Source organism: Mesonia oceanica (assembly GCF_902499555.1).
Lineage (GTDB): Bacteria > Bacteroidota > Bacteroidia > Flavobacteriales > Flavobacteriaceae > Mesonia > Mesonia oceanica.
Genome location: NZ_CABVMM010000015.1, coordinates 29,277 through 55,154 on the forward strand (window position 1 = coordinate 29,277; position 25,878 = coordinate 55,154).

The 25,878-nt window shown below is 33.6% G+C and carries 26 protein-coding genes; 16 read left to right on the top strand and 10 right to left on the bottom strand.

Annotation, left to right across the window (positions count from 1 at the left end; translation table 11 throughout):
• Positions 1 to 48: 48 nt before the first annotated feature.
• From FVB9532_RS16670 to FVB9532_RS16680, 3 genes are read right to left on the bottom strand one after another with little or no spacing between them, the layout of a single operon-like run.
• Positions 49 to 822 carry a TIGR02757 family protein gene (locus tag FVB9532_RS16670; protein WP_150546322.1) on the bottom strand — a complete coding sequence of 258 codons (774 nt, stop codon included), beginning with the start codon at positions 820 to 822 and terminating at the stop codon, positions 49 to 51.
• The gene (locus tag FVB9532_RS16675; RefSeq protein WP_150546323.1) at positions 815 to 2,527 is read right to left on the bottom strand and encodes an LIC_10190 family membrane protein; all 1,713 of its coding nucleotides are present in this window, start codon (positions 2,525 to 2,527) and stop codon (positions 815 to 817) included. Before FVB9532_RS16675 ends, FVB9532_RS16670 begins: the two co-directional genes overlap by 8 nt.
• Positions 2,528 to 2,530: 3 nt before the next feature.
• Positions 2,531 to 3,190, bottom strand: coding sequence for an ABC transporter ATP-binding protein (locus FVB9532_RS16680; protein ID WP_150546324.1), 660 nt, complete (start codon positions 3,188 to 3,190; stop codon positions 2,531 to 2,533).
• A gap of 129 nt (positions 3,191 to 3,319) precedes the next feature.
• On the opposite strand from FVB9532_RS16680, the gene msrA reads away from it, so the two are divergent.
• Positions 3,320 to 3,865 (top strand): peptide-methionine (S)-S-oxide reductase MsrA, encoded by a 546-nt coding sequence (gene msrA / locus FVB9532_RS16685; protein ID WP_150546325.1) that lies wholly within the window; start codon positions 3,320 to 3,322, stop codon positions 3,863 to 3,865.
• A gap of 44 nt (positions 3,866 to 3,909) precedes the next feature.
• Complete coding sequence (locus FVB9532_RS16690) at positions 3,910 to 4,203, top strand: hypothetical protein (protein WP_150546326.1); 294 nt, start codon at positions 3,910 to 3,912, stop codon at positions 4,201 to 4,203.
• A 55-nt stretch (positions 4,204 to 4,258) separates the two neighbouring features.
• Here the strand turns inward: FVB9532_RS16690 and FVB9532_RS16695 are convergent, their stop codons facing one another.
• The 7 genes from FVB9532_RS16695 to porX form a co-directional block, all read right to left on the bottom strand.
• Positions 4,259 to 4,603 (bottom strand): hypothetical protein, encoded by a 345-nt coding sequence (locus FVB9532_RS16695; RefSeq protein WP_150546327.1) that lies wholly within the window; start codon positions 4,601 to 4,603, stop codon positions 4,259 to 4,261.
• 90 nt (positions 4,604 to 4,693) lie between these two features.
• Positions 4,694 to 5,071, bottom strand: coding sequence for a DUF4258 domain-containing protein (locus FVB9532_RS16700; protein ID WP_150546328.1), 378 nt, complete (start codon positions 5,069 to 5,071; stop codon positions 4,694 to 4,696).
• Positions 5,072 to 5,111: 40 nt separating this feature from the next.
• Positions 5,112 to 6,308 (bottom strand): alanine dehydrogenase, encoded by a 1,197-nt coding sequence (locus FVB9532_RS16705; RefSeq protein WP_150546329.1) that lies wholly within the window; start codon positions 6,306 to 6,308, stop codon positions 5,112 to 5,114.
• A gap of 62 nt (positions 6,309 to 6,370) precedes the next feature.
• Positions 6,371 to 6,745: a hypothetical protein gene (locus FVB9532_RS16710; RefSeq protein ID WP_228482378.1), complete on the bottom strand. Its 375-nt coding sequence runs from the start codon at positions 6,743 to 6,745 to the stop codon at positions 6,371 to 6,373.
• Between the two features lie 85 nt (positions 6,746 to 6,830).
• Positions 6,831 to 6,986 (bottom strand): hypothetical protein, encoded by a 156-nt coding sequence (locus tag FVB9532_RS19775; protein WP_228482379.1) that lies wholly within the window; start codon positions 6,984 to 6,986, stop codon positions 6,831 to 6,833.
• Positions 6,987 to 7,139: 153 nt separating this feature from the next.
• Positions 7,140 to 7,580, bottom strand: coding sequence for a tRNA (adenosine(37)-N6)-threonylcarbamoyltransferase complex ATPase subunit type 1 TsaE (gene tsaE, locus FVB9532_RS16715; protein ID WP_150546397.1), 441 nt, complete (start codon positions 7,578 to 7,580; stop codon positions 7,140 to 7,142).
• A gap of 9 nt (positions 7,581 to 7,589) precedes the next feature.
• Entirely contained in the window at positions 7,590 to 9,140 is a 1,551-nt protein-coding gene (porX, locus tag FVB9532_RS16720; RefSeq protein WP_150546331.1) for a T9SS response regulator signal transducer PorX, read from the bottom strand.
• A gap of 35 nt (positions 9,141 to 9,175) precedes the next feature.
• Between porX and FVB9532_RS16725 the strand changes: the two genes are divergently transcribed.
• From FVB9532_RS16725 to hisD, 14 genes are all read left to right on the top strand, one after another.
• Entirely contained in the window at positions 9,176 to 10,402 is a 1,227-nt protein-coding gene (locus tag FVB9532_RS16725; RefSeq protein ID WP_150546332.1) for an HD domain-containing protein, read from the top strand.
• Positions 10,403 to 10,432: 30 nt separating this feature from the next.
• A complete protein-coding gene (gene lpxD, locus FVB9532_RS16730) occupies positions 10,433 to 11,467 on the top strand; it encodes a UDP-3-O-(3-hydroxymyristoyl)glucosamine N-acyltransferase (protein ID WP_150546333.1) in 1,035 nt (344 codons plus the stop codon).
• Positions 11,454 to 12,857 (top strand): bifunctional UDP-3-O-[3-hydroxymyristoyl] N-acetylglucosamine deacetylase/3-hydroxyacyl-ACP dehydratase, encoded by a 1,404-nt coding sequence (locus FVB9532_RS16735; RefSeq protein WP_150546334.1) that lies wholly within the window; start codon positions 11,454 to 11,456, stop codon positions 12,855 to 12,857. The genes lpxD and FVB9532_RS16735 overlap by 14 nt, the downstream gene beginning before the upstream one ends.
• A gap of 3 nt (positions 12,858 to 12,860) precedes the next feature.
• Positions 12,861 to 13,643, top strand: coding sequence for an acyl-ACP--UDP-N-acetylglucosamine O-acyltransferase (gene lpxA / locus FVB9532_RS16740; protein WP_150546335.1), 783 nt, complete (start codon positions 12,861 to 12,863; stop codon positions 13,641 to 13,643).
• Between the two features lie 12 nt (positions 13,644 to 13,655).
• Entirely contained in the window at positions 13,656 to 14,222 is a 567-nt protein-coding gene (gene efp / locus FVB9532_RS16745; protein ID WP_150546336.1) for an elongation factor P, read from the top strand.
• Between the two features lie 18 nt (positions 14,223 to 14,240).
• Entirely contained in the window at positions 14,241 to 15,173 is a 933-nt protein-coding gene (locus FVB9532_RS16750; RefSeq protein WP_150546337.1) for a UDP-3-O-(3-hydroxymyristoyl)glucosamine N-acyltransferase, read from the top strand.
• A 1-nt stretch (position 15,174) separates the two neighbouring features.
• Positions 15,175 to 15,585: a nuclear transport factor 2 family protein gene (locus FVB9532_RS16755; RefSeq protein WP_150546338.1), complete on the top strand. Its 411-nt coding sequence runs from the start codon at positions 15,175 to 15,177 to the stop codon at positions 15,583 to 15,585.
• Positions 15,586 to 15,649: 64 nt separating this feature from the next.
• Entirely contained in the window at positions 15,650 to 16,522 is an 873-nt protein-coding gene (sucD, locus tag FVB9532_RS16760; protein ID WP_150546339.1) for a succinate--CoA ligase subunit alpha, read from the top strand.
• Between the two features lie 108 nt (positions 16,523 to 16,630).
• Positions 16,631 to 19,612, top strand: coding sequence for a M16 family metallopeptidase (locus FVB9532_RS16765; RefSeq protein WP_150546340.1), 2,982 nt, complete (start codon positions 16,631 to 16,633; stop codon positions 19,610 to 19,612).
• A gap of 114 nt (positions 19,613 to 19,726) precedes the next feature.
• A complete protein-coding gene (gene fabG, locus FVB9532_RS16770; RefSeq protein WP_150546341.1) occupies positions 19,727 to 20,473 on the top strand; it encodes a 3-oxoacyl-[acyl-carrier-protein] reductase in 747 nt (248 codons plus the stop codon).
• An 87-nt stretch (positions 20,474 to 20,560) separates the two neighbouring features.
• Positions 20,561 to 22,582 (top strand): VWA domain-containing protein, encoded by a 2,022-nt coding sequence (locus FVB9532_RS16775; RefSeq protein WP_150546342.1) that lies wholly within the window; start codon positions 20,561 to 20,563, stop codon positions 22,580 to 22,582.
• Between the two features lie 9 nt (positions 22,583 to 22,591).
• Entirely contained in the window at positions 22,592 to 23,410 is an 819-nt protein-coding gene (locus FVB9532_RS16780) for a prohibitin family protein (RefSeq protein WP_150546343.1), read from the top strand.
• A gap of 226 nt (positions 23,411 to 23,636) precedes the next feature.
• Positions 23,637 to 24,488 carry an ATP phosphoribosyltransferase gene (hisG, locus tag FVB9532_RS16785; protein ID WP_150546344.1) on the top strand — a complete coding sequence of 284 codons (852 nt, stop codon included), beginning with the start codon at positions 23,637 to 23,639 and terminating at the stop codon, positions 24,486 to 24,488.
• Positions 24,489 to 24,531: 43 nt separating this feature from the next.
• A complete protein-coding gene (hisD, locus tag FVB9532_RS16790; protein ID WP_150546345.1) occupies positions 24,532 to 25,818 on the top strand; it encodes a histidinol dehydrogenase in 1,287 nt (428 codons plus the stop codon).
• Positions 25,819 to 25,878: the final 60 nt, after the last annotated feature.

Here is a 25,878-nt window from a genome sequence, read left to right on the forward strand (position 1 = left end):
TTAATAAAAAAACAGATGTAAAATTACAATTTTTTTAACATTTATAACTTATTTTAGAAAGTCTTTTTCAAAAGCACCAATCCCAAATAAAGCATAATCATACTTTACAGGGTCTTGAACGTCCAATTTCCGTAAATTGGTATCTAATTCAATTAAGGCTTTGGCGTCATTTTGTTTTCTTTTGAGTAATTTTAGTCTTCTGGCAATATTACCACTATGAACATCTAATGGGCAGGAAAGTGCTGCTGGTGAGATATTTTTCCAAATTCCAAAATCTACCCCTTTGTTATCATCTCTAACCATCCATCGTAAATACATATTGATTCGTTTGGCGGCAGAATTTTTTAAAGGATCGCTTACATGCTTCTGGGTTCTTTTTAAATGTGGAAGTTCAAAAAAAACTTTTTTGAATTCGTGAATGGCTTGTTGGGTGGAAGTAGGAGTAGAATGTTGGCTGAAAACCTCTTCCAATCCTCCATGATTTTTATAAATGTGTTGTAGTGAACTAAGAAAATAATGCAAGTCAATTTCGTTAAAGGTTCTATGGACAAAGCCTTGAAATCTATCTAATTCTTCTTCTTTAAAATTGAGAACAAATTCATGGGGACTCATATCCAATAGTTCCATTAAATTTCGGGCATTTTTAAGAATGCTTTTACGATTTCCCCAAGCGATGGTTGCGGTAAGGAATCCAGAAATTTCAATGTCTTCCTTTTTAGAAAATAAGTGTGGAATTTGAATAGGATCTGTCTCAATAAATTCTGGTTGGTTGTATTGTTCTGTTTTAAAGTCTAGAAATTCTTGGAGCTCTTTTTTATTCATCTTCAAAATTTTCGATGGGTTTAGCATAAAAACCGTCTTCTAATTTTCCGGTTCGTAGCTGCGGAATGATATGAAAATTCTTTTTAAAATACTCGATTTGCTCTTTTTTTATGGCAGGAAGTTTTCCGTCACCTGTAATCCAGAGAAAGTCAATATTTACCGGGTTTTGATAGTTTAGGTTTTCTAATTGTTCTGCTTTGTAAACGTAATCGTATTTAGAATTTTTATGCGGATAAATAATATTATTTAATTTGAAACTACTACTCTGTTGAATAAGCTGATTATTGGTGAATTGATTGTACTGAAGTGAAAAAAACAAAGGAAAACAACTGAATGAAATTCCTGCGATTAAGAGTATTTTTAAGATTTTCTTCTGCTGAAAGTAAATAAAAAAAAGAAGTCCTGAAAGTACTAAAATAAAAACTAAAAAGAACCGGTATTGTGGGGAAGTGAAAAATAAAATCCCTAATTGAAGAATGGCTAAACTATAAATAAAAAATAGTGGTTTTTTCTGTTTCGATTTTAAAATGAAAAAGGGAAAAATAACTAATAAAAGAATGATTAACTGATTAAAATAACCGTGAAGTTTGGGCAAGAACAACCAAGCTTTAAAGCGCTCCCAAACAGAAAGGGAAGTGTACTCTTGATAACTAATATGGTAAGCATACGCTTTATTCATAGTAAAGAAAAATTCCTGATATTCTTTTGGTAAACTATAATCGGTTTCTATGAGTTGTAACTGTTGTAAAGGGAATAAAGGGTAACCAGTTAGAATTTGATTCTTTACCAATAAAACACAAAGTGTAATTAATCCGACAGAAATGATAGGGAGCAATCCCTTTTTTAATTTTTGAAAATTGAATACTAAAATTCCCAACGGAATAAAAGCGATAAAAACACTACTAACTTTTAGGTAAAGTACAAAAAACGAGAGTAAAGAGATAATTGTAAAATCTTCTTTTAAAAAGTTATTCCATTTTTTCAGGATAAAATAGAATAGTAAAAAAGAGATGAGAAAAACCGGAACATCTGGAGAAGGAGCGCTAATAAATTGAAAAAACAAAACACTTCCTAAAGGAATGATCGCTAAAAATAAATCTGCCAGATGATTAGTTTTCTGTTGAAAAAAAAGGTTGAGTTTTTCAAAAGCAAAAAGAACAACCAAACAAAATAAGTAAGCGCTTAGATCGTTAAAATTTTCATATAGAAAACTAAAATTGAATGCACTTTGCAATATGTGCCATCCACTATTTTGTGCTAAAAATAAATGTAAATTAGCGAGGCCTTTTACAAAGCCGTATTCATTTAACCATTTGATGGTTTGCAAATAATAAGATTCATTATCAATCACAAATGGCGCAGAAGCGGCTTGGGCTAAAATAAGTAGGGATAATCCTAAAAAGCATGTTTTTAGAAATTTACTGAGTGATTGAAAGAGTTCTATAAATTGTTGAAAACTGGAAATAATTTCTCGTTTCTGCCAACACCCCAATAGAATATTAAGCCCTAATAAGACAAGGTGAAAAGAAGTATTGATAGGTTTAAAAAAAGCAAAAACAGACGTAAATAAGCAAATAAAAAATAATCCGAGCAGTTGTGAAATAACCGGATGACTATTTTGAATTTTAAAAATTTTATGGGTAGCTGCTCCCCAAATGCTTGCAGATAAAAAGATATAAATCCAAGAGAGGAGAACGAGTAACATTTTCTAAACTATTGCACCATCAACCATGGTTAGTTTTCTATCGGCCATATTGGCAAGTTCTTTATTGTGGGTAACGATTATAAATGTTTGTCCAAATTCTTCTCGCAATTTAAAGAATAACTGGTGCAAGTTTTCAGCAGATTCAGAGTCTAAATTTCCCGAAGGTTCATCAGCTAAAATAACTTTTGGATTGTTAATTAAGGCTCTTGCGACTGCTACACGCTGTTGCTCTCCACCACTTAATTCTGAAGGCTTATGGTTTTTACGATGAGATAATCCTAGAAATTCCAATAATTCCAAGGCGCGTTTTTCTACTTCCGCTTTCTCTCTTTTTTTAATAAATGCCGGAATACAAACATTTTCTAAAGCTGTAAATTCCGGTAATAATTGATGGAACTGAAAGATAAACCCAATGTATTCATTTCTGAAGGCTGCCAATTCATTTTTATTGAGTTTATAAATTTCTTTATCCGCAATTTTTAAGGAGGTAGAATCATTTTTAGAAGCATAATCCAAGGTTCCTAAAATTTGTAATAAAGTGGTTTTTCCGGCACCGGAAGCTCCTACAATGGAAACGATTTCACCTTCATCGATTGTAAGGTTAACATCATTGAGTACGTGTAAATCATCGTAATATTTATGGATATGCTTGGCAACAATCATGAATAGATTTTTAGTAGAGTGCTAAAATAAGTTATTTTAAAGGAACAATACAATACCATTATAACAAAGCTTTATCATTTTTAGTCTTTACAGCTTCTTATTTAATTTTAAATTTACGTAAAAAAGAAAATGGAAGAAGTTCAATTAAAAACCGCAACTTTTGCGAATGGTTGTTTTTGGTGTACAGAAGCGGTTTTTCAGCGATTGGAAGGAGTGAGTGATATCATTTCCGGTTTTACCGGCGGAAAAATTAAAAATCCACCGTATCGCGAAGTAGTGCAGGGAAGAACGGGCCATGCGGAAGCAATTCAATTAAAATATAACCCTAAAGTGATTTCCTATAAAGAATTATTGATGGTATTTTTTACCACCCACGATCCAACCACCTTAAACCGACAAGGAAATGATGTGGGAACTCAATATAGAAGCGCTATCTTTTTTCATGATCAGGAACAGCAACATACCGCTCAAGAAGTTATTGAATACCTAAATAAAGAAGCTTTTGATGGAAAAATCGTTACGGAAATTACTGCTGCATCAGCATTTTATTCCGCAGAAATAGAGCATCAAAATTTTTATAATAATCATCCTGCGCAGCCTTACTGTCAAATAATAATTGACCCCAAAATAAAAAAGCTAAAGTCTTATTTTTCAGATAAATTAAAGTCAGCTTAAATTTCGGCAGGTTTTTTGCTTTATTTATTATAAAAATAAAAACCATGAAAAATAAATTGTTACTAAAAGGGATTGTTTATGATGCTATAGGTATGGCTAGTAGTGCAATTCCGGTAGTAGGAGCTTTTCTGGATATTTTATGGGCACCTTATGCGGCCAAGAAGATGAGAGAAATGTATCCTAATAAAGGAGGTAAGATAGCTTCTGTTTTAGTATTTATAGAAGAGATTTTACCGTTTACAGATATTATTCCAACCTTTACATTAATGTGGGTTTATAATTTTGTTTGGAAGAAAAATACGATAGAAGATATTAGCTTTGTAGAAGTGAAATCATAATTTATTTAAAAAGAAAAAGGCTATCAACAGATGATAGCCTTTTATATTTTATATATTAATCTTCTTCTTCGTCTTCATCATCGTCATCATCCGTGTCCATTTCTTCTTGATCTTCCTTAGAAATTTTTACGCTTTCAGGAATATCTACAATTGGCTCATTTAAATCATCGTCATCATAATCGTCTTCATCGTAATTAGCCATTGTATTTTCTAAACGGGTACTTACTTTTACTAAGTAAACGCAATCTTCAGTTCTTACTTCTACAGCTTCAACTGTTTCGTTTTTAGCATTTTTAAAAGTAATAATGTGGTCGTCATCATAACCGTCAGGATATTTTTCAACCAACATTCCTAAAATTTCAGGAGTTAATTTTTTATAATCAACAATAACTCGTTTCATAAATTTTCTATCTCTATTTTAATTGGAGTAACTGAAAACAATAATAAAAAAGTTTCAATTAAATTGAATAGATAAATTGAAAAAATTATATTAATTTTTTAATTTATTGATTTTAAGAACAGTAACTAAACTATCGCAATTCTTAAAAGTACTTTTATATTTGTTTTTATCTAGTTCAGATTCAATAACATAAAAACTACAAGTGTCTAAAGAAGTTTCACTTTCACTAAAAATAACTTCTCCATTTTCTAATGTAGAATTAATAAATAGCGTGTCTAAGTTATAAGTAGAAAGTTGATTTTTAGCTTCATTAGTATATATTTTTTCTTTTTGTCTAAGAGCTTTCAAGACTCTTGAGCTCGGACCATAATCACAAGAAGTTTTTTTTCCGCTTAAAAAGAAAATTAAAATAATGATTCCGGCTACAAAACCGGTAAAGTAAAAACCAAGTCGGTGAATTAATTTCATTTGTACTTTTTAAATTGAATTTTTTTAGAATTCCCGAAAATTAAAAAATCAGTAAATTAATATCCCTGTAATTCAAATTGAACCAATCAGCCACAGATTTATTAGTTAAAATTCCGTGGTAAAAGTACAAACCGTTTCGTAAACCACGATCAAATCTTAAGGTATTTTCTAAACCACCTTCTTCTCCTATGTGAAGTAAATAAGGAGTGAAAATATTACTTATTGATATTGAAGAAGTTCTGGGGTATCTGGAAGGAATATTTGGAACTCCATAGTGAATTACTTCATGTTTTTTTATAATGGGGTTATCGTGTGTAGTGATTTCTGAAGTTTCTACACAGCCTCCCATGTCGATACTCACATCTATAATAACCGCACCTGCTTTCATATTTTCAACCATTGTTTCAGTGACGATAACCGGCGACCTGTCTTTTCCTCTAATAGCACCAATAACAACATCGGCTCGCATTAAAGACTTCAGTAAATTTTTAGGTTGTAGGGTAGAAGTATAAAGTGGCCTTCCCAAATTGGTTTGTATAGACCTGAGTTTGGTTAGGGAATTATCAAAAATTTTAATGTTTGCTCCTAAACCTAAGGCAGATCTTCCGGCAAATTCACCCACAGTTCCTGCTCCTAAAATCACCACTTCTAACGGGGGAACGCCGCTAATATTACCAAACATAAGTCCACTGCCTTTAGGACTGGATAATAATTCTGAAGCAATTAATACAGAAGCCGTTCCTGCAATTTCACTTAATGCTCTTACTGCGGGATAAGTTCCGTCTTCATCTTTAATAAATTCGAAAGCTAAAGCGGTAATTCTTTTTTCAGCTAATTTTTGAAAGTAAGTTTTCTCTTGTGTTTTTAGCTGAAGAGCTGAAATTAAAATGGTTTGCGGGTTTATTAATTCTAATTCTTGTAGTGATGGAGGTTCTACTTTCAAGATAATCGGGCAGGCAAAAACCTTAGCGGTTTCTTTGGTGATTTCTGCACCGGCTTCGCTATAATCACTATCGGTAAAATTTGAATCTAAACCAGCATTACTTTCTATAAGTACTCGGTGACCGTTAGCAGTTATAGCTCCTACTGCATCTGGTGTTAAGCAAACCCGTTTTTCTTGATAAGATGTTTCTTTAGGTAAACCGATAAATAGTTCACCTTTCTTTTTTTGAATTTCGAGCATTTCTTCCTGCGGAATAAGTTCTCGTTGACTAAATGGAGTGGTGGGTTGGCTCATTTCATATAAGATAATGAACTAAAGAAATGAAAAATATTATTGATAAGCAAACCTAAAATTATTTAGGAGCGAAAAATATCTTTAAAATGAGAAAAAATACTTTTTTTGTTCTGGAGTTCGTATTCTATTTCTTCTAAGGAAGGATTATGCATACTGGTAAAGATTTTAGCCCGAATTAAGTAAACAAGGGGAACAATCACAGCCATAACCGGGATTAAAAACCAAATTTCTACTACATCTGTAAATGAAACATCATCATTAATTGTACTAATTAATTGAAATAAGTACATCCCAATAGGAATTAGAATTACGTGATACCACCAATGCTTACATGTTAAAAACCAAATGCTTAAAAGATAAAGCGGAACAAATTTACCTAAAATTGTCCAAGCGCTTACACTTATTTTTTGATAAAAATTACTCTCATAGGTAAACAAAAAAGTTTCCCAAACTTTAGAGTCTGGGAAACTTTTATAAGAATAAAAAACATACGGTGATATTATAATAAAAAAAGCAACAATACTACCCGTTAGTAGGGATCTTGATATCTTTTTTCTCGATATTTGTGGTTGCTTTGATGTTGTCTTGTGTGGTATGCTCATCTATTGACTGTGGGGTACAAGATGTTACTAAAAATCCTAAAGCTGCGATTGCGAATATAGCGTTTTTTACTTTCATAATAATTATTTTTTAAAGTTTAAAAATCAGTTTTCTTGTTTTGTTTAGTACAAACCTATAAAGAAATTCGTTAAAATTTTTAATTTTCTTTACCGTACCTTTGCAAGCTTTTTATTTTTAATTTACTGATAATCAATATTTTAAAAGTAACTATTATGAATGTGTTTTTGTCTTAACATTTTGTTTTTGGGTAGAAATTGAAATTTTTCTTGTTTTGTCAGATTTTTTTATTATTGAAATTGTTGTTTTGTTTTGGGGAAGTAAGTTTTTTATTTTTTCAGGCCATTCAATAAAAATCCAATTGTTGTTATCCAAGTATTCTTCAAAACCTATATCGTAAGCTTCTTCTTCGTGGTTAATCCTGTGAAAGTCAAAATGATAAATATAACTATTATTTATAAGATATTCATTAACCAAAGAAAAGGTGGGGCTAGAAACTCTATCTGAAGAACCTAATTGCTTTACTAGTTCTTTTATTAAAGTAGTTTTGCCAGCTCCCATTTCACCATAAAATAAAAGTGTCTTACTAGAAGACACTTCTATTATTTTTTGTGCTATTTTGGGAAGTTCCTCTATGTTATAGGTGATTTCCATCATACTAAATTATCTAGGTGAATGTACCGAAAACGGTATAATCATTTCTTCTAGCGATACCCCACCATGTTGATAGGTGTTTCTATAATAACTTACGTAATGATTGTAATTATTAGGGTATGCAAAAAACAGGTCACCTTTTGCAAAGATAAATGAACTGCTCATATTTATACTAGGTAAATAAAAATCTTTTGGGTTTTTGGCGGCCACTACATCTTTGTCTTCGTAGGTTAAACTCTTACCTGTTTTGTACCTTAAATTTAGACTGGTATTTTTATCACCTATTACTTTAGAAGGGTTTTTGGCATTGATGGTTCCGTGATCTGTAGTGATGATTAATTTAAAACCTAATTGTTGTGCTTGTTGAATCATTTCTAGCAGTGGTGAATTTTTAAACCAACTCTCTGTTAACGATCTGTAAGATTTATCATTAGAAGCTAATTCTTTAATAACTTCCATTTCTGTTTTAGAGTGGGAAAGCATATCTACAAAGTTGTAAACCACTACGGTAAGATCATTATCTTTGAGTTGTTTAAAATTTTGCACTAATTGTTTTCCTGCTCTTAAATTGACAATCTTGTAGTATTCGGTTTTGTAATTTAATCCCAAACGTCTCATTTGTGCCATTAAAAACTCTTCTTCATGCATGTTTTTTCCACCTTCATCTGTATCATTTAGCCATAAATCCGGATGTAAGCGTTCCATTTCAGAAGGCATTAGTCCAGAGAAAATTGCATTTCTCGCATACTGTGTAGCCGTTGGTAAAATACTGGAAAAAGCAGATTCCTTTTCTTTTTTGTAATAATTGTTTACAATTGGCTCAAAAGCTTTCCATTGATCGAAACGTAAATTATCGACAACTACCAGAAGTGTAGGTTTTTTATCGCTTAGTTCAGGAACTACTTTATCTCTAAATAGCGTATGGGAAAGTGTGGGCCTATCTGCATCTTTGTCAAACCAAGAAGTGTAGTTTTTCTCTATAAACTTACAGAATTGAGTATTGGCTTCCTGTTTTTGTGATTCAAGAATTTCAAACATTCCGCTGTCTTCAATATTTTCCAACTCCAATTCCCAATAAATCAATTTTTGGTAAAGTTCTGCCCAACCCTCCCAAGAATTAATCATCGTCATATCCATGGCGATTTTTCTAAATTCCTGTTGATAATTGGAAGTGGTTTTTTCTGAAATCAATCTGGAGTGATCTAAGTTCTTTTTTAAACTCAATAAAATCTGGTTAGGATTTACCGGCTTAATTAAATAGTCGGCTATTTTAGAACCAATCGCTTCCTCCATAATATACTCTTCCTCACTTTTGGTAATCATTACTACAGGAAGGTTGCTCTTTTTAGCTTTAATTTCAGATAAAGTTTCCAAACCGGTTAATCCCGGCATATTTTCATCTAAAAAAACAATGTCAAAGCTATTTTTTTCAACTTCTTCAATCGCTTCTGTACCACTTTGGCACGTAGTTACTTCGTAGTTTTTTTTCTCTAAGAAAAGTATATGTGGTTTTAGTAAATCTATTTCATCATCTACCCAAAGTACCTTAATATTATTCATATATGTATATTTGCTATAATTATTAAATTTTTAATTTGAATCAACGTAACAAACTCAAAATATTAAACGATCCAATTTACGGATTTATTACCATTCCCAACGAACGCATTTTTGATATTATTGAGCATAAATACTTTCAAAGATTACGCCGAATTTCTCAAATGGGAATGTCGTATTTGGTTTATCCCGGTGCGCAACATACCCGTTTTCATCATGCTTTGGGATGTATGCACTTAATGCGGAAATCTTTGGATGTGCTTCGATTTAAGGGAGTTAAAATTTCAAAAGAAGAGGAAGAAGCTCTTCTAATCGCTATTTTACTTCATGATATAGGGCATGGACCTTTTTCTCACGCGATGGAACATAGCATTGTAAATGGGGTAAGTCACGAGTGGATTTCACTTCAATTTATGGAAAAAATGAATACCGATTTTAACCAAAGTTTAACGTTGGCTATTCAAATTTTCAAAGGGGAATATCACCGTCAGTTTTTCAAACAGTTAATCGCATCTCAATTGGATGTAGATCGTTTAGATTATTTAAAGCGTGATAGTTTTTATACAGGTGTTGCTGAAGGGAATATTAATAGTGAACGCTTAATTACGATGTTAAATGTAAGTAACGACAAACTCGTAGTTGAACAAAAAGGAATTTATTCAGTAGAAAAATTTCTGGTAGCCCGACGTTTAATGTACTGGCAAGTTTATTTGCACAAAACCAGTTTAGGAGCTGAACAGCTTTTAATTAGGGTTCTTAAACGCGCAAAAGAATTAGTAAGTAACGGAGTGAAATTACCAGCAACTAAGGCACTTTCTTTCTTTTTGGAAAATGAAATTAATCCGTCTAATTTTGATGAAGCTACTTTGCATACATTTAGTAAGTTAGATGATTATGATATTGTCTCTGCTATGAAAGAATGGATTTCCTGTGAAGATTTTGTGCTGAAGAATTTATGTAAATCTATCATTAATCGGGATCTTTTAAAAGTAAAGCTGAAGAAAAGCCCAATTGATAAAAATAAAATAGAAAAACATTTAAAAGAACTTCAGCAACAATATAAAATAAGTAGGGAAGAAGCCAATTATTTTGTATTTGAAGGAGAAGTTTCTAACCTTGCTTACGAAGAAACTAAAGAAGACAATATTAATATTCTCTATAAAAATGGAAAAACAAGCGATGTTATTAAAGCTTCAGACCAACTAAACCTTGGTGCGCTTACCAAACCAGTAGTTAAATATTATATCTGTTACCCTAAACCCTAGAAATTAACAATTTTTTCTATTTTTGTCAGAATGAAATTTACAGCCGAACAAATTGCAGAAGTATTAGAAGGTGAAATTATAGGAAATCCTGAAGCAGAAGTTTCAGAACTTTCTAAAATTGAAGAAGGTCATGCTTCCTCATTAACTTTTCTATCTAACCCAAAATATACCTCATATATTTATTCCACAAATGCAGCTATCTGCATTGTGAATGAAGATTTTGAACCAGAAAAAGAAGTAAGCGCTACTTTAATAAAAGTAAAAGATGCTTATAAAGCTTTTTCTAAATTATTGGAGTATTACAATCAGGTAAAACTCAGTAAAACCGGAATTGAAGAACCAAATTACATTGCAGAATCAGCTCAGTACGGAGAAGATATTTACATTGGTGCATTTGCTTATATTGGTAATAATGTAAAAATAGGAAATAACGTTAAAATTTATCCACATACTTATATAGGGGATAATACTAAAATAGGAGACAATGTTATTGTATTTGCCGGAGCCAAAATTTATTCAGAAACCATTATTGGGAATAACTGTGTGATTCACGGTGGAGTAACGGTAGGTGCTGATGGATTTGGATTTGCCCCTAACGATAAAGGAGAGTACGATAAAGTTCCACAAATAGGTAATGTGATTATAGAAGATAATGTTGATGTTGGAGCTGGAACTACGATAGATCGTGCTACATTAGGTTCAACAATCATTAGGAAAGGGGTGAAATTGGATAATCAAATACAAATTGCCCATAATGTTGAAATTGGAGAACATACCGCAATTGCTGCACAAACGGGAATTGCAGGTTCTACCAAGATTGGCAAAAATTGTTTAATTGGTGGGCAAGTAGGTATAGTAGGTCATATAACTATTGGAGACCGAGTAAGGATTCAGGCACAATCAGGTATAGGTAGAAATGTAAAAGATGACGAAACCTTACAGGGTTCACCGGCCTTGGGCTATAACGAATTTAATAAAGCCTACGTGCATTTTAAAAATTTACCAGAATCAATAAAAACGCTTCATAATATTGAAAAAAAGCTAAATAATAATGGCTCAAAATAAAAAGCAAACAACTATTGAAAATGAAGTTTCCTTAGAAGGAGTAGGACTTCATACAGGAAAGCAAGTTACCCTTACATTTAAACCGGCAGCAGTAAATACTGGTTATGTATTTAAGAGGGTAGATTTAGAAGGAGCACCTGAAATACCTGCAGATGTATCTTATGTTGCGAATACACAACGAGGAACTTCTTTAGAAAAAAATGGTGTTTCCATTCAAACTTCAGAGCACGTATTAGCGGCTTGTGTTGGTTTGGAAATAGATAATGTTTTAATTGAAATGAATGAAAGTGAACCTCCTATTATGGATGGTTCTTCTAAATTTTTTGTCGAAGCATTAGAAAAAGCCGGAAAAAAAGAGCTAGAAGAAGAACGCGATGAATACGTAGTAAAAGAAGTTATTTCTTACGTAGATGAAGCAAGTGGAAGCGAAATTGTAGTTATGCCTTCCTGTGATTATGAAATTACAACAATGGTAGACTTTGGTACTAAAATTTTAGGTACGCAAAATGCCTCCATTAAGAATCTTTCACAATTTAAAGATGAGATTTCAGACTCCAGAACTTTTAGTTTTCTTCATGAACTTGAAATGCTTCTAGAAAACGGATTAATTAGAGGTGGCGATTTAAACAATGCTATTGTCTATGTAGATAAAGAAATATCTCAAGACACTATGGAAAAGCTGAGAAAAGCTTTCAATAAAGATGAAATCTCTGTTAAGTCTAATGGAATTTTAGATAACTTAACCTTACATCATCCCAATGAAGCTGCTCGACATAAGTTGTTAGACGTTATAGGTGATTTAGCTTTAATAGGTACAAGAATTAAAGGAAAAGTAATTGCTACTAAACCTGGACACCATGTAAATACTGAATTTGCCAAAAAACTAGCAAAGCATATTAAAGCAGAAAAACGAAATTTAGTGCCACAAGTAGATTTGAGTCAACCTCCGTTAATGGACGTTAATCAAATTATGAAAATGCTTCCGCACCGACCTCCTTTTTTGTTAATCGATAAGATTTTTGAATTAACAGATGAATATGTGATAGGTACCAAAGGGGTTACCATGAACGAAGAGTTTTTTAAAGGTCACTTTCCTGGGGCACCGGTAATGCCGGGAGTTTTAATCGTGGAAGCTATGGCACAAACGGGAGGGATTTTTATTTTAAGCACCGTTCCAGATCCTGAGAATTACCTTACTTACTTTATGAAAATAGATAAGGTCAAGTTTAAACAAAAAGTAGTACCTGGAGATCAGTTAGTATTTAAATGTCATTTAATAAGTCCAATACGTAGAGGTATTTGCCATATGCAAGGTTATGCTTTTGCAAATGGAAAATTATGTGCCGAAGCAGAACTTATGGCACAAATTGTAAAATCAAAAGACGCGTAATTCATGAATCAGCCATTGGCATATGTACATCCGGGAGCTAAAATAGCTAAAAATGTAGTGATAGAGCCTTTTACCACTATTCATAATAATGTTGAAATAGGAGAAGGAAGCTGGATTGGTTCTAACGTCACCATTATGGAAGGAGCCCGTATCGGTAAAAATGTTAGTATTTTTCCAGGAGCAGTAATTTCAGCAGTACCACAAGATAAAAAATTTAACGAGGAAGAAACCGTAACCATTATTGGTGACAACACCACTATTAGGGAATGTGTAACCATTAATAGGGGAACTTCCGACAGAATGAAAACCGTTATCGGTAAAAACTGTTGGATTATGGCGTATTGTCATATTGCTCACGATTGTATTGTGGGTGACAACTGTATTTTTTCTAATAACAGTACGTTGGCAGGACACATTACCGTTGGAGATCACGTAGTTTTAGCAGGAATGACGGCCATTCAGCAATTTTGTATGGTAGGTAGTCATGCTTTTATTACCGGAGGATCTTTGGTAAGAAAAGATGTTCCGCCCTTTGTAAAAGCCGCACGTGAACCTTTATCTTATGTAGGGATTAATTCCATAGGTTTAAGAAGAAGGGGTTTTTCAACAGAAAAAATTAGAGAAGTTCAAGACATCTATAGAATTTTATATCAAAAAAATTATAATAACTCACAAGCCGTAACCATCATCGAAGCAGAAATGGAAGCAACACCTGAGCGGGATGATATTTTAGAGTTTATAAAAAACTCACAGCGCGGTATTATGAAAGGTTATTTTTCAAATTAATTCATCAAAATTATGGCAAGTACAAGTGATATTAGAAATGGTTTATGTATTCGTTACAACCATGACATTTATAAAATCATCGAATTTTTACACGTGAAACCAGGTAAAGGTCCTGCTTTTGTAAGAACAAAATTAAAAAGTGTAACTACCGGAAAAGTAATAGAAAATACCTTTTCTGCAGGTCACAAAATTGAAGATGTAAGAGTTGAAACCCATAAATTTCAGTTTTTATACAATGATGGAGAATTCTATCATTTTATGAATACAGAAGACTATACCCAAATTCGGTTAATGGAATCTGCATTAGATTCGCCTGGGTTAATGAAAGAAGGAGAAGTAGTGACCGTGATCATTAATTCGGAAGATAACTCACCACTTTCTGTAGAAATGCCTCCTAGCGTAATTTTAGAAGTTACCCATACCGAACCAGGAGTAAAAGGAAATACCGCAACCAATGCCACGAAACCTGCAACTGTAGAAACCGGAGCAGAAGTAAACGTGCCTTTATTTATTAATGAAGGAGATAAAATTAAAATTGAAACCGAAAAAGGTACTTACAAAGAACGTATTAAAGAATAACACCTTTTAGAAGACTATATGAAATTCCCGCAAACGCATACCCTCCAACAAATCGCTACTATTATTAATGCTGAATTTGTAGGAGACTCAGATTTTCCTGTTGAAGGAATGAATGAAATTCATGTAGTCACACCGGGTGATATTGTTTTTGTAGATCATCCAAAATATTACGATAAAGCTTTACAATCAGCCGCTACAATTATTCTTATCAATAAAGAAGTAGCTTGCCCTGAGGGTAAAGCTTTATTGATTTCAGACGATCCGTTTCGGGATTTTAATAAGCTTACCGATTATTTTAAGCCTTTTCAGAAATCTTTGGAAAATATTTCTTCTTCTGCCGAAATAGGAGAAAATACCGTGATTCAGCCTAATTCATTTATAGGGAATCATGTAAAAATCGGAAAGAACTGTTTAATCCATTCCAATGTAAGTATTTATGACCATACGCTAATTGGAGATAATGTAACTATACATGCAGGAACGGTTTTAGGAGCTTCCGCTTTTTACTATAAAAATAGACCAGAAGGCTTCGACCAATTAAAATCTGGTGGTCGTGTTATCATCGAGAATAACGTAGATATTGGAGCCGCTTGCACGATAGATCGTGGAGTAAGTGGTGATACAACCATTAAAGAAGGAACAAAGATAGATAATCAAGTACATATTGGTCACGATACCGTGATCGGTAAAAAATGTTTGATTGCTTCCCAAGTAGGTATTGCCGGTTGTGTAATTTTAGAAGACGAAGTTACACTTTGGGGACAAGTAGGAGTGAGAAGTGATGTAAGACTTGCAAAAGGATCTGAAGTATTTGCACAATCTGGTGTAGGTAAAAATTTAAAACCTAATACCCAATATTTTGGTTCTCCCGCTACGGAAGCTAAAAAGTGGTTTAAAGAAGCTGCTGCGATCAGACAATTACCTTCTATGTTAAATAAAAAATCAAAGTAATATGCCATCTAAAGAAAAGCAATTAGTACACGATTTTTATACTTCCGGTTTTCATAAAGACACTTCAATATTAAAAGAGTACCTTCATAAAGACGTAACGATTTATTGGAATTCGAGTTCCGGGTTTTCTAAACTTGATTATGAAGACTTTGCTAGAATGTCTTCCGATATAGGAAAATCTTACGAAGGGCTCTCTTGTGAAATTACGCATTTGCTACAAGAGGATAACAAAGTAACCATTAGGTTTACTTACAATGCCAATACAATCGAAAATCCTGAAGAAGATATAGCCTTAGCTCATTTTATGTGTATTTGGGAGGTGAAAGATGGTAAATTATACGAAGGTTATTTAATTAGTCAACCGGGAGACGACTCAGAAGAAAATATCTCATCTTTTATTCCAAAAAAATAGTAAAAACTTTTAGAGTTACTTTTAAAAAAGTAAATTTGCAAGGCAACAAATCAAGAAAAAAATTATGAGCGTTTTAGTTAATAAAGATTCAAAAATAATTGTACAAGGTTTTACCGGTAGTGAAGGTACTTTTCACGCTGAACAAATGATTGATTACGGAACCAATGTTGTTGGAGGGGTAACTCCTGGAAAAGGTGGTCAAACTCATTTAGGGAAGCCTGTTTTTAATACCGTTGCAGATGCTGTAAAAGAAGCAGATGCAGACACTTCAATTATTTTTGTACCACCCGCTTTTGCAGCTGATGCAATTATGGAAGCTGCAGATGCAGGAATTAAAGTAATTATCACGATTACAGAAGGTATTCCGGTGGCAGATATGATTAAAGCCTCAAACTATATTCAAAATAAAGACTGTCGTTTAATTGGTCCTAACTGTCCTGGTATAATTACTCCGGGAGAAGCTAAAGTTGGTATTATGCCAGGTTTTGTTTTCGAAAAAGGTAAAGTAGGGATCGTTTCTAAATCTGGTACGTTAACTTATGAAGCAGCAGACCAAGTTGTAAAACAAGGTTTAGGGATTACTACTGCAATTGGTATTGGAGGAGACCCAATTATTGGTACTACTACCAAAGAAGCGGTTGAATTGTTAATTAACGATCCAGAAACAGAATGTGTAGTGATGATCGGTGAAATTGGAGGTCAGTTAGAAGCAGATGCTGCCAATTGGTATAAAGAAAGCGGTTCTAAAAAACCTATCGTTGGTTTTATTGCTGGTGAAACAGCGCCTGCCGGAAGAACAATGGGACATGCCGGAGCTATTGTGGGGGGTAGTGAAGATACTGCTCAAGCTAAAAAGAAAATTATGGGAGAATGTGGAATTCACGTAGTAGATTCTCCTGCTGAAATAGGTAAAAAAGTAGCTGAGGTATTAGCTTAAAAATAAATCTGTTAAATTTTTAACGGTTTTGCAACTTTTAAAGTTCGTTAGTGTCTTATAACTAACGAACTTTTTTATTTTTAAGAGTTACTAACTTAATAACCAATTATGAAAAAATTTTATTTACCGATTTTCCTCTTTTTATGTTCTATAACTTTAATGAGTTGCGGAGCCGATAAAGAAGAAAAAGACAAAAATGCAGAAGACCAATATCATCATACCGATGAAGCTGGTTTTTCTTATGAAACCTTTAAAGATGATCCTACAGGTTTACGTTTATATACATTAGATAACGGGCTAAAAGTGTATTTAGGCAAAAATGAAGAAGAGCCAAAAATACAAACCTTAATTGCCGTGCGTGCCGGTTCTACATATGATCCTGCAGATAATACCGGTTTGGCACACTATTTAGAACATATGGTTTTTAAAGGAACCGACAAAATAGGAACTCAGGATTGGGAAACTGAGAAAGTGCTCTTAGATAGTATTTCAGATTTATACGAAAAGCATAAAGCCGAGCAAGATCCAGAAAAGAAAAAAGCCATTTATGCACAAATCGATTCAGTTTCTCAAAAAGCCTCAGAGTATTCAATTGCTAACGAATATGACAAAATGGTTGCTTCTCTAGGCGCTGAAGGTACTAATGCTTTTACCTCTAACGAGCAGACGGTTTATGTAAATAAGATTCCTTCAAACGAGTTAGACAAGTGGTTAAATGTAGAAAGTGAGCGTTTCAGTAATTTAGTGTTGCGTTTATTTCATACAGAATTAGAAGCGGTTTATGAAGAATTTAATCGTGGACAAGACAGCGATGGTCGTAAGCAATACCAAGCAACATTAGAAGGTTTATTTCCAACGCATCCTTACGGTACGCAAAGTACAATTGGTAAATCAGAGCATCTTAAAAATCCTTCGATGGAAGCGATTCATAATTACTTCGATAAATATTACGTACCTAACAATATGGCGGTGGTTTTAGTGGGAGATATCGATTATGATGCAACTATTAAGAAAGTAAACGAGGCTTTTGGAGAATATGAGAAAAAAGAGGTTTCTCATCCAAGTTTTCCTGAAGAGCAGCCGATTACAGCTCCGGTAGAAAAGGAGGTTTTCGGACCAACTTCAGAATCGGTTTACGTTGCGTTTAGAACTGATGGAGTAGGAAGTGAAGACCAGAAATTAGTTACTCTTATCGACTACATTTTAGCAAACTCTCAAGCAGGATTAATTGATTTAGATTTAAATCAGCAGCAAAAAGTTCAGCGTGCTTCTTCCTATACAAATTTTAATAACGATTATGGTTTTCACTTACTTTATGGGATGCCAAAAGCCAACCAAAGTTTAGAGGAAGTCAAAGATTTGTTATTAGCTGAAGTAGAAAAAGTAAAGAAAGGAGAATTTGACGATTGGTTGGTTGAAGCGGTGATTAATGATTTAAAGCTTTCAGAAATTCGACAATATGAAGATGCCTCCTCAACAGCATACGCATATATGGATTCATTTATCCATTTTCAAGATTGGCAAGATCAAGTAGATTTTATCAACGATTTAAAATCTGTTACTAAAGAAGATTTAGTGAATTACGCTAATAAGCATTACAAGGATAATTATGTAGCAGTTTATAAACGAAAAGGAGAAGATACAACTATAGCGAAAGTAGAAAATCCTGGTATTACTCCGGTACAACTAAACCGTGATAAGCAATCAGATTTCATTAAAGCATTTAATAAAAAAGAATCTCCGGCTCTAGAACCACAATATGTAGATTACGAGCAAGCCATTCAAAATTCTAAAACCGAAAGCGGTTTGCCCATAGCTTATATCGAAAATGAAAATAACGATTTATTTAACTTATATATTATTTTCGATATGGGGCAAGATAATGATAAAGAGTTATCGTTAGCCGCAGGTTATTTGGATTATTTGGGAACTGAAAAACTTTCCCCCGAAGAAGTGAAACAAGAATTTTATAAGTTAGGGATTAACTATTTTGTAAGTTCTGGTAACGATAAAACCTATGTAGGTCTTTCAGGCTTAAAAGAAAATTTACCGGAAGGTTTGGCCTTGCTAGAAGATCTTTGGAGTAATGCAAAAGCAGATCAAGAAACCTACGATAAATATGTAGATCAAATCCTAAAAGGTAGGGAAGATAATAAAACACAAAAAGGAAATATTCTTTTTGATGGTTTGATGAATTACGGTCGTTATGGAGAAAATTCAAGGTTACGTGATATTTATTCTGCAGAAGAATTAAAAAACAAAAATCCGGAAGAATTAGTGCAAAAAGTAAAAGACATGCGCAATTACAAGCAACGTATTTTTTACTACGGAAAAGATTTTGATAAAGCGGTTGCAGCGATAGATGAAAATCACCAACTGCCAGCAGAACTTAAAGATTATCCACAAGCTAAAGAATATAAAGAAGTAGATACCGGTAAAAAAGTATATTTTGTAGACTACGATATGGTTCAGGCAGAAATGGTATTCCTATCCAAAGGAGAGGATTTTAGTCCGGAGAAAATGGCAGCTACCGAGTTATTTAATACTTATTTTGGTAGCGGACTTTCTTCCATCGTATTCCAAGAAATAAGAGAGTCTCAGTCTCTAGCTTATTCAGCATACTCAGCCTACCAAACAGCAAAAGAAAAAGACAAGCCTAATTACGTGATGGCTTATATTGGTACGCAAGCTAATAAATTGCCACAAGCCGTTGATGCGATGATGGAGTTAATGACCAATATGCCGGAGGCAGAAGAGCAATTTCAATCGGCAAAAGAAGCAACCTTAAAACAAATCGCTGCCGATAGAATTACCAAAACTTCTATTTTCTGGAATTACGAAAGTTTAAAGAAACGCGGTATGGATCACGATTATAGAGAAGAAATGTACAATGCCATTAAAGATATGACCATGGAAGATTTAAAAGAATTTTTCAATAACAATATCAAAGGGCAAGACTATAATGTGATGGTGATAGGGAATAAAGAAGATGTAGATATGCAATCACTTTCTAAATTAGGAGAAGTAGAAGAGTTGGACATCGATTACTTATTCAATTACGAAAAATCTTCAGAAGATATAAAACTCTAGGTTTTTTATTCAAGAGAAAAGCAAACCTCCTGAGATTTCAGGAGGTTTTTTTATACAAAAACTCTAAGCGAATTATTATATTTGGCTTTGCTATCAATAAATCAATCACAAATTATGAAACTATTAGAAGGAAAAAATGCCATCATCACCGGAGCCAGTCGTGGTATTGGTAGAGGGATTGCACAAGTTTTTGCTAAACACGGGGCAAATGTGGCATTTACCTATAGCTCATCGGTAGAAGCAGCCGAAGAATTAGAACAAGAATTAACCAATATGGGCGTTAAAGCGAAAGCCTATAAAAGTAATGCCGCAAGTTTTGAAGAAGCGCAAGAGCTTATCGCAAACGTTTCTAAAGATTTTAGCAGCATCGATATTTTAATTAACAACGCAGGGATTACTAAAGATAACCTGTTGATGCGTATGAGCGAAGAAGACTTCGATAAAGTAATTGAAGTTAACTTAAAGTCTATCTTTAATATGACAAAAGCCGTTCAACGTACCATGTTAAAACAACGCCACGGAAGCATTATTAATATGAGTTCTGTTGTTGGTGTAAAAGGAAATGCAGGCCAATCTAACTATGCAGCTTCTAAGGCTGGAATTATCGGTTTCTCTAAATCAATGGCGTTGGAATTAGGTTCTAGAAATATTAGAACCAATGTCATCGCACCAGGTTTTATCGAAACAGAAATGACCGCTAAGTTAGATGAAAAAACCGTCCAAGGATGGAGAGATAATATTCCGTTAAAACGTGGTGGAAGTCCTGAAGATATCGCTAATGCTTGTGTGTTTTTAGGTAGTGATTTAAGTAGCTACGTAACCGGTCAAGTGATTAATGTTGACGGCGGTATGTTAACTTAGTAATTGTTCACCTCGAGCTTGCCTGCTAAAGGAAGGCGGAGTCGAGAGGTGTTTACTTAATTAAATATAAAACTCTAACCTAATTTAATGACTGTCACCAACATCTTTTTAATCATTTTAGCAGCGATTATCGCATTAGCATTGGTGTTGGTACAATATTATTTTACGAAGAAAAATAAACGTTCAAAGCACTGGATGCTGTTCAGTGCTTTGCGTTTTATAACCTATTTTTCTGTATTTCTATTGCTGATAAACCCTAAATTTACCAGCACTACGTATACATTAGAAAAACCATCCTTAGCCATTGCTGTCGATAATTCTTCATCGATTAAAAATTTAGGAGAAGAAAATGAAGTTCAAAATTTATTAAATCAATTACAGCAAGATGAAGATTTAACCGAAGTTTTTTCTATTGAAACTTACAGTTTTGGTTCAGATTTTAAAGCTAACGATTCTATTACTTTTTCAGAACAACAAAGTAACCTTCATCAAGCATTCTCTAATCTTCAACAACTTTACAAAAACAAAACCGCTCCCGTTGTTTTTATTTCAGATGGTAATCAAACCTATGGGCAAGATTTCACGTATTCAGCGAAACAACTCAAGCAATCTATATTTCCGGTTGTGGTAGGCGATACAACTCAGTACGTCGATTTAAAAATAGGCCAATTAAATGTCAACCGTTACGCCTTTCTCAATAATAAATTTCCGGTAGAAGTATTTGTGAATTATTCGGGAAATTCAAAGCTTTCACAACGTTTTGAAATTAAACAAGGCAACCAAATTTTATATTCAGAAATAATTCCTTTTAGTAGTGAAAAAACTTCCGCAGTTATCAATGCGACACTTCCTGCCAACAGCGTGGGAGTAAAAACCTATTCAGTTTCTATTCAGCCTATAGAAAACGAAAAAAATATAGAAAATAACATCAAGAATTTTGCAGTAGAAGTTATTGACGAGAAAACCAATGTTCTTTTGCTTACTTCAATTATACATCCCGATTTGGGAGCTTTTAAAAAAAGTATAGAACACAACCAACAGCGGGCCGCTACGATAAAAAATATAGATGAAGAAATAGATTTTGGAGACTATCAGCTTGTAGTTTTGTACCAACCTGATGAGCGATTTGCTCGGGCTTATGAACAGATTAAACGCTTAGGGTTAAACACCTTTACCGTAACAGGAACACAAACCAATTACCAATTTCTTGATCAAATTCAAGACATTTTTACAAAGCAAAGTACCCATCAAGAAGAAGATTATTTAGCCAGATACAATCAGAATTACTCTTCTTTTCAATTTGAAGATATTGGTTTTGATGATTTTCCTCCGTTAAAAGATAAATTTGGCGAATTAAGTTTCTCTACAGAAGTAAATTCGTTATTATTTCAATCCATTGCCGGTTACGAAACAGACACCCCTTTATTGGCAACTTTAGAAAACGGAACGCAACGTCACGGATTTTTATTTGGTGAAAATTCTTGGCAATGGCGAGCCAAAAGTTTTTTAGAGACAGAAAGCTTTAATACTTATGATGAATTTTTCGGAAAACTGGTTCAATATTTAGCTTCCAATAAACGAAGAGAACGTTTACAGATTGATTATAATTCGTTCTATAATTCAGGGGATGATATTGTGTTGAAAGCGCAATATTTCGATAGAAATTATGAATTTGACCCTCGTGGAAAATTGGGGCTAACTGTGAAATATAAAGAAACCAATGCTTCTCAGGTTTTCCCTTTTTTGCTTCGGAATAATTTATACGAAGTTGATTTAAGTAATTTAACAGCAGGAGAATACGCTTTTACTGTAACAGTAGAAGGAGAGCAATTATCGAAATCAGGAAATTTTACAATTGTTGACTTTGACGTAGAGAAGCAATTTTTAAGTGCCAACTTAGGCGCTCTTCAACAATTGAATAAGCAAGTTTATTTCCCGAACCAATTTGAACAGCTCAAACAAAATTTGTTGGCTGCTCCAGAATTTAAACCTATCCAAAAAAGTAAGCAAGAAATCTCTCCATTAATCGATTGGATTTATCTATTGGCAATCATAATCTTTTGCCTATCTTCCGAATGGTTTTTAAGAAAATATTACGGACTAATCTAAATCAACATAATGGAAAATAGACTACCAAAAGCAATTATCCCAATAGCAATTATCGGGATTGTATTTATAATTATAATGTTCAAAGCGACAGTAACCATAGGTTCTGGAGAAGCGGGAGTTTTATACAAAACGCTAGACGGTGGTGTCGTTACCGATGAACCTCCTATTGGAGAAGGTTTTCACTTTGTAGCTCCTTGGAATAGCGTTTTTATCTATGAGGTAAGACAGCAATCACTAGATGAAAAAATGCAAGTGTTAAGTTCTAACGGATTAGAAATTAGAATAGATGCTTCAACTTGGTTTCAGCCAAAGTATGATGATTTGGGAAAACTACATAAAGAAAAAGGAGAGGAGTATATTGAAAGATTGCTAAAACCAGCGGTAAGATCTGCTGCCAGAGCAGTTGTAGGAAGATATAGTCCCGAGCAATTATATGCCAGTAAACGGGAAGCCATTCAAAAAGAAATATTAGAAGAAACACAAATTCTTTTAAAAGATCAATATGTACAAGTAAATGAAATCTTGGTGCGCGATGTTTCATTACCTACTACCATTAAAGATGCGATTGAGCGTAAATTACGTCAAGAGCAAGAATCTTTAGAATATGAATTTAGATTAACCAAAGCGACCAAGGAAGCAGAAAGACAAAGAATTGATGCAGAAGGTAAAGCGGTAGCTAATAAGATTTTAAGCGAATCGTTAACCGATAAAGTTTTAAAAGAAAAAGGAATACAAGCTACCATTGACCTAGCTAAATCTACAAACTCTAAAGTGATTGTCATAGGAGGAGGAGATGAAGGTTTGCCTATTATTTTAGGAAATAATTAGACAAGTATTAAATTTTTCTAAAATTGAATTTTTCTTTCAAATAATTTATATGTTTGTATTTATAATGAGACAAATTAATTTACATCACCATCATATTCACTTCCACGCTCAAGCGAGGTGATTATGTATTTGATGAAATTCAAAAATAATTTACAAACCCGTTTGAGTAGTTCAAACGGGTTTTTTGTTGCCCAATTTTAACTGCTCAAACTTTTATTTTAAAAAAATGCTAACAATTGCAATTCAAAAATCAGGACGTTTACACGATGATTCTATTAAAATTCTAAAAGAAGCAGGGATTTACATTGATAACGGAAAAGATCAGCTCAAAACCACTGCTAGTAATTTTCCTTTAGAAGTTCTTTACCTAAGAAACGGAGATATTCCGCAATACTTAAGAGATGGCGTGGTAGATATGGCGATTATTGGTGAAAATCTAATCATAGAAAAAGGAGAAGATTTAGAGGTAGTGCAAAAATTAGGTTTTTCTAAATGTAGAGTTTCAATTGCTATTCCTAAAGAGAGAGAATTTCAAGGTTTAGAAGAATTACAAGGAAAAAAGATTGCCACCTCTTATCCAAATACGGTTAAAAATTATTTAGCTGAAAAAGGAATTACCGCAGATTTACATCAAATTTCCGGATCGGTAGAAATTGCACCTAGTATTGGTTTAGCAGATGCAATTGTGGATATTGTTTCTAGCGGGAGTACTTTGTTTAAAAATAATTTAAAAGAAGTACAACAAATCTTAAAAAGTGAAGCCGTCATAGCTGTCTCCCCTAAAATTTCTACAGAAAACAATCAAATTTTAGACAAGCTTTTATTTCGTATTCAATCAGTTTTAAAAGCGAGAACGTCAAAATATGTATTGCTGAATGCTCCCAACGACAAGCTCAACAAAATTATAGAAATTTTACCCGGAATGAAGAGCCCAACTGTCTTGCCTTTGGCTAAAGAAGGCTGGAGTTCGTTACATTCAGTGATTAATGAAGAAACTTTTTGGGAAGTTATCGATGAACTTAAAGCCAATGGCGCTGAAGGGATTTTAATTTGTCCTATTGAAAAAATGGTATTGTAGAATTTGTCACCTCGAGCGGAGTCGAGAGGTAAAAAACATAATTATGAAAATTATAAAAAATCCATCGCAAGAAACCTGGGAAGAAGTCTTAAAAAGACCTACGCAAACCATCGATGATATAGAAGCTACCGTAAATGAAATTTTTGCTGAAGTAAAATCAAAAGGTGATCAAGCCATTGCAAAATATACGAGTTTATTCGACGGGATTTCTTTAGCTAACATGGAAGTTTCTACGGAAGAAATGCAACAAGCACAAAAAGAAATTTCAACAGAACTCAAAGAAGCGATTCAACTAGCAAAAGATAATATTACCAAATTTCATGCGGCACAAAAAACCGATCGGGTAGAAGTGGAAACGCAAAACGGAGTAAAATGCTGGCAAGAAAAACGACCGATTCAAAAAGTAGGTTTATACATTCCCGGTGGTTCAGCACCTTTATTTTCTACCATTTTAATGTTAGCTGTTCCCGCCCAATTAGCAGGCTGTCAAGAAATCGTACTATGTACTCCACCCGATAAAAACGGAAAAATTAATCCGGCCATTTTATATACTGCTCATTTATGTGGGGTTACTAAAATTTTTAAGGTGGGAGGGATTCAAGCGATTGCCGGTTTAACTTTTGGAACCAAAACGATTCCGCAGGTTTATAAAATATTTGGTCCCGGAAATCAATTTGTAACGGTGGCCAAACAATTAGCAACTCGGTTTAATGTTGCCATTGATATGCCGGCGGGACCTTCAGAGTTATTGGTTTTTGCCGATTCAACTGCCAACGCAAGTTTTGTTGCTTCAGATTTATTGTCTCAAGCGGAGCATGGAGCCGATAGTCAGGTGATTTTGGTGACTACTTCCGAAGAAATTTTAAAAGAAGTTGAAAAAGAAGTACAGCAACAAATTCAGGATTTACCAAGACTAAAAATTGCGGAACAAGCTATTGAAAATTCAAAATTAATTCTAGTTGAAAGCGAAGAAACGGCTTTAAATTTAATCAACGAATATGCTCCTGAACATTTTATTGTGGTGGTGCAAAACGAAGATTTTTTCGTGAGTGGAATTCAAAATGCAGGTTCAGTTTTTATTGGTAATTATACACCGGAAAGTGCCGGAGATTATGCTTCAGGAACCAATCATACGCTACCTACTAACGCTTATGCCAAACAATATAGCGGAGTGAATTTAGATAGTTTTCAAAAGAGTATGACCTTTCAAAAAATAAATGAAACCGGGATTCAAACCATTGGTAAAGCTATCGAATTAATGGCTGAAGCAGAAGGTCTACAGGCGCACAAAAATGCGGTATCTTTAAGATTAAAGAGTGTAGCGTCATAATCAGGATGAGATCCCGGATCAAGTCCGGGATGACGATAACTAACTAGTTGTTAGGCTTGA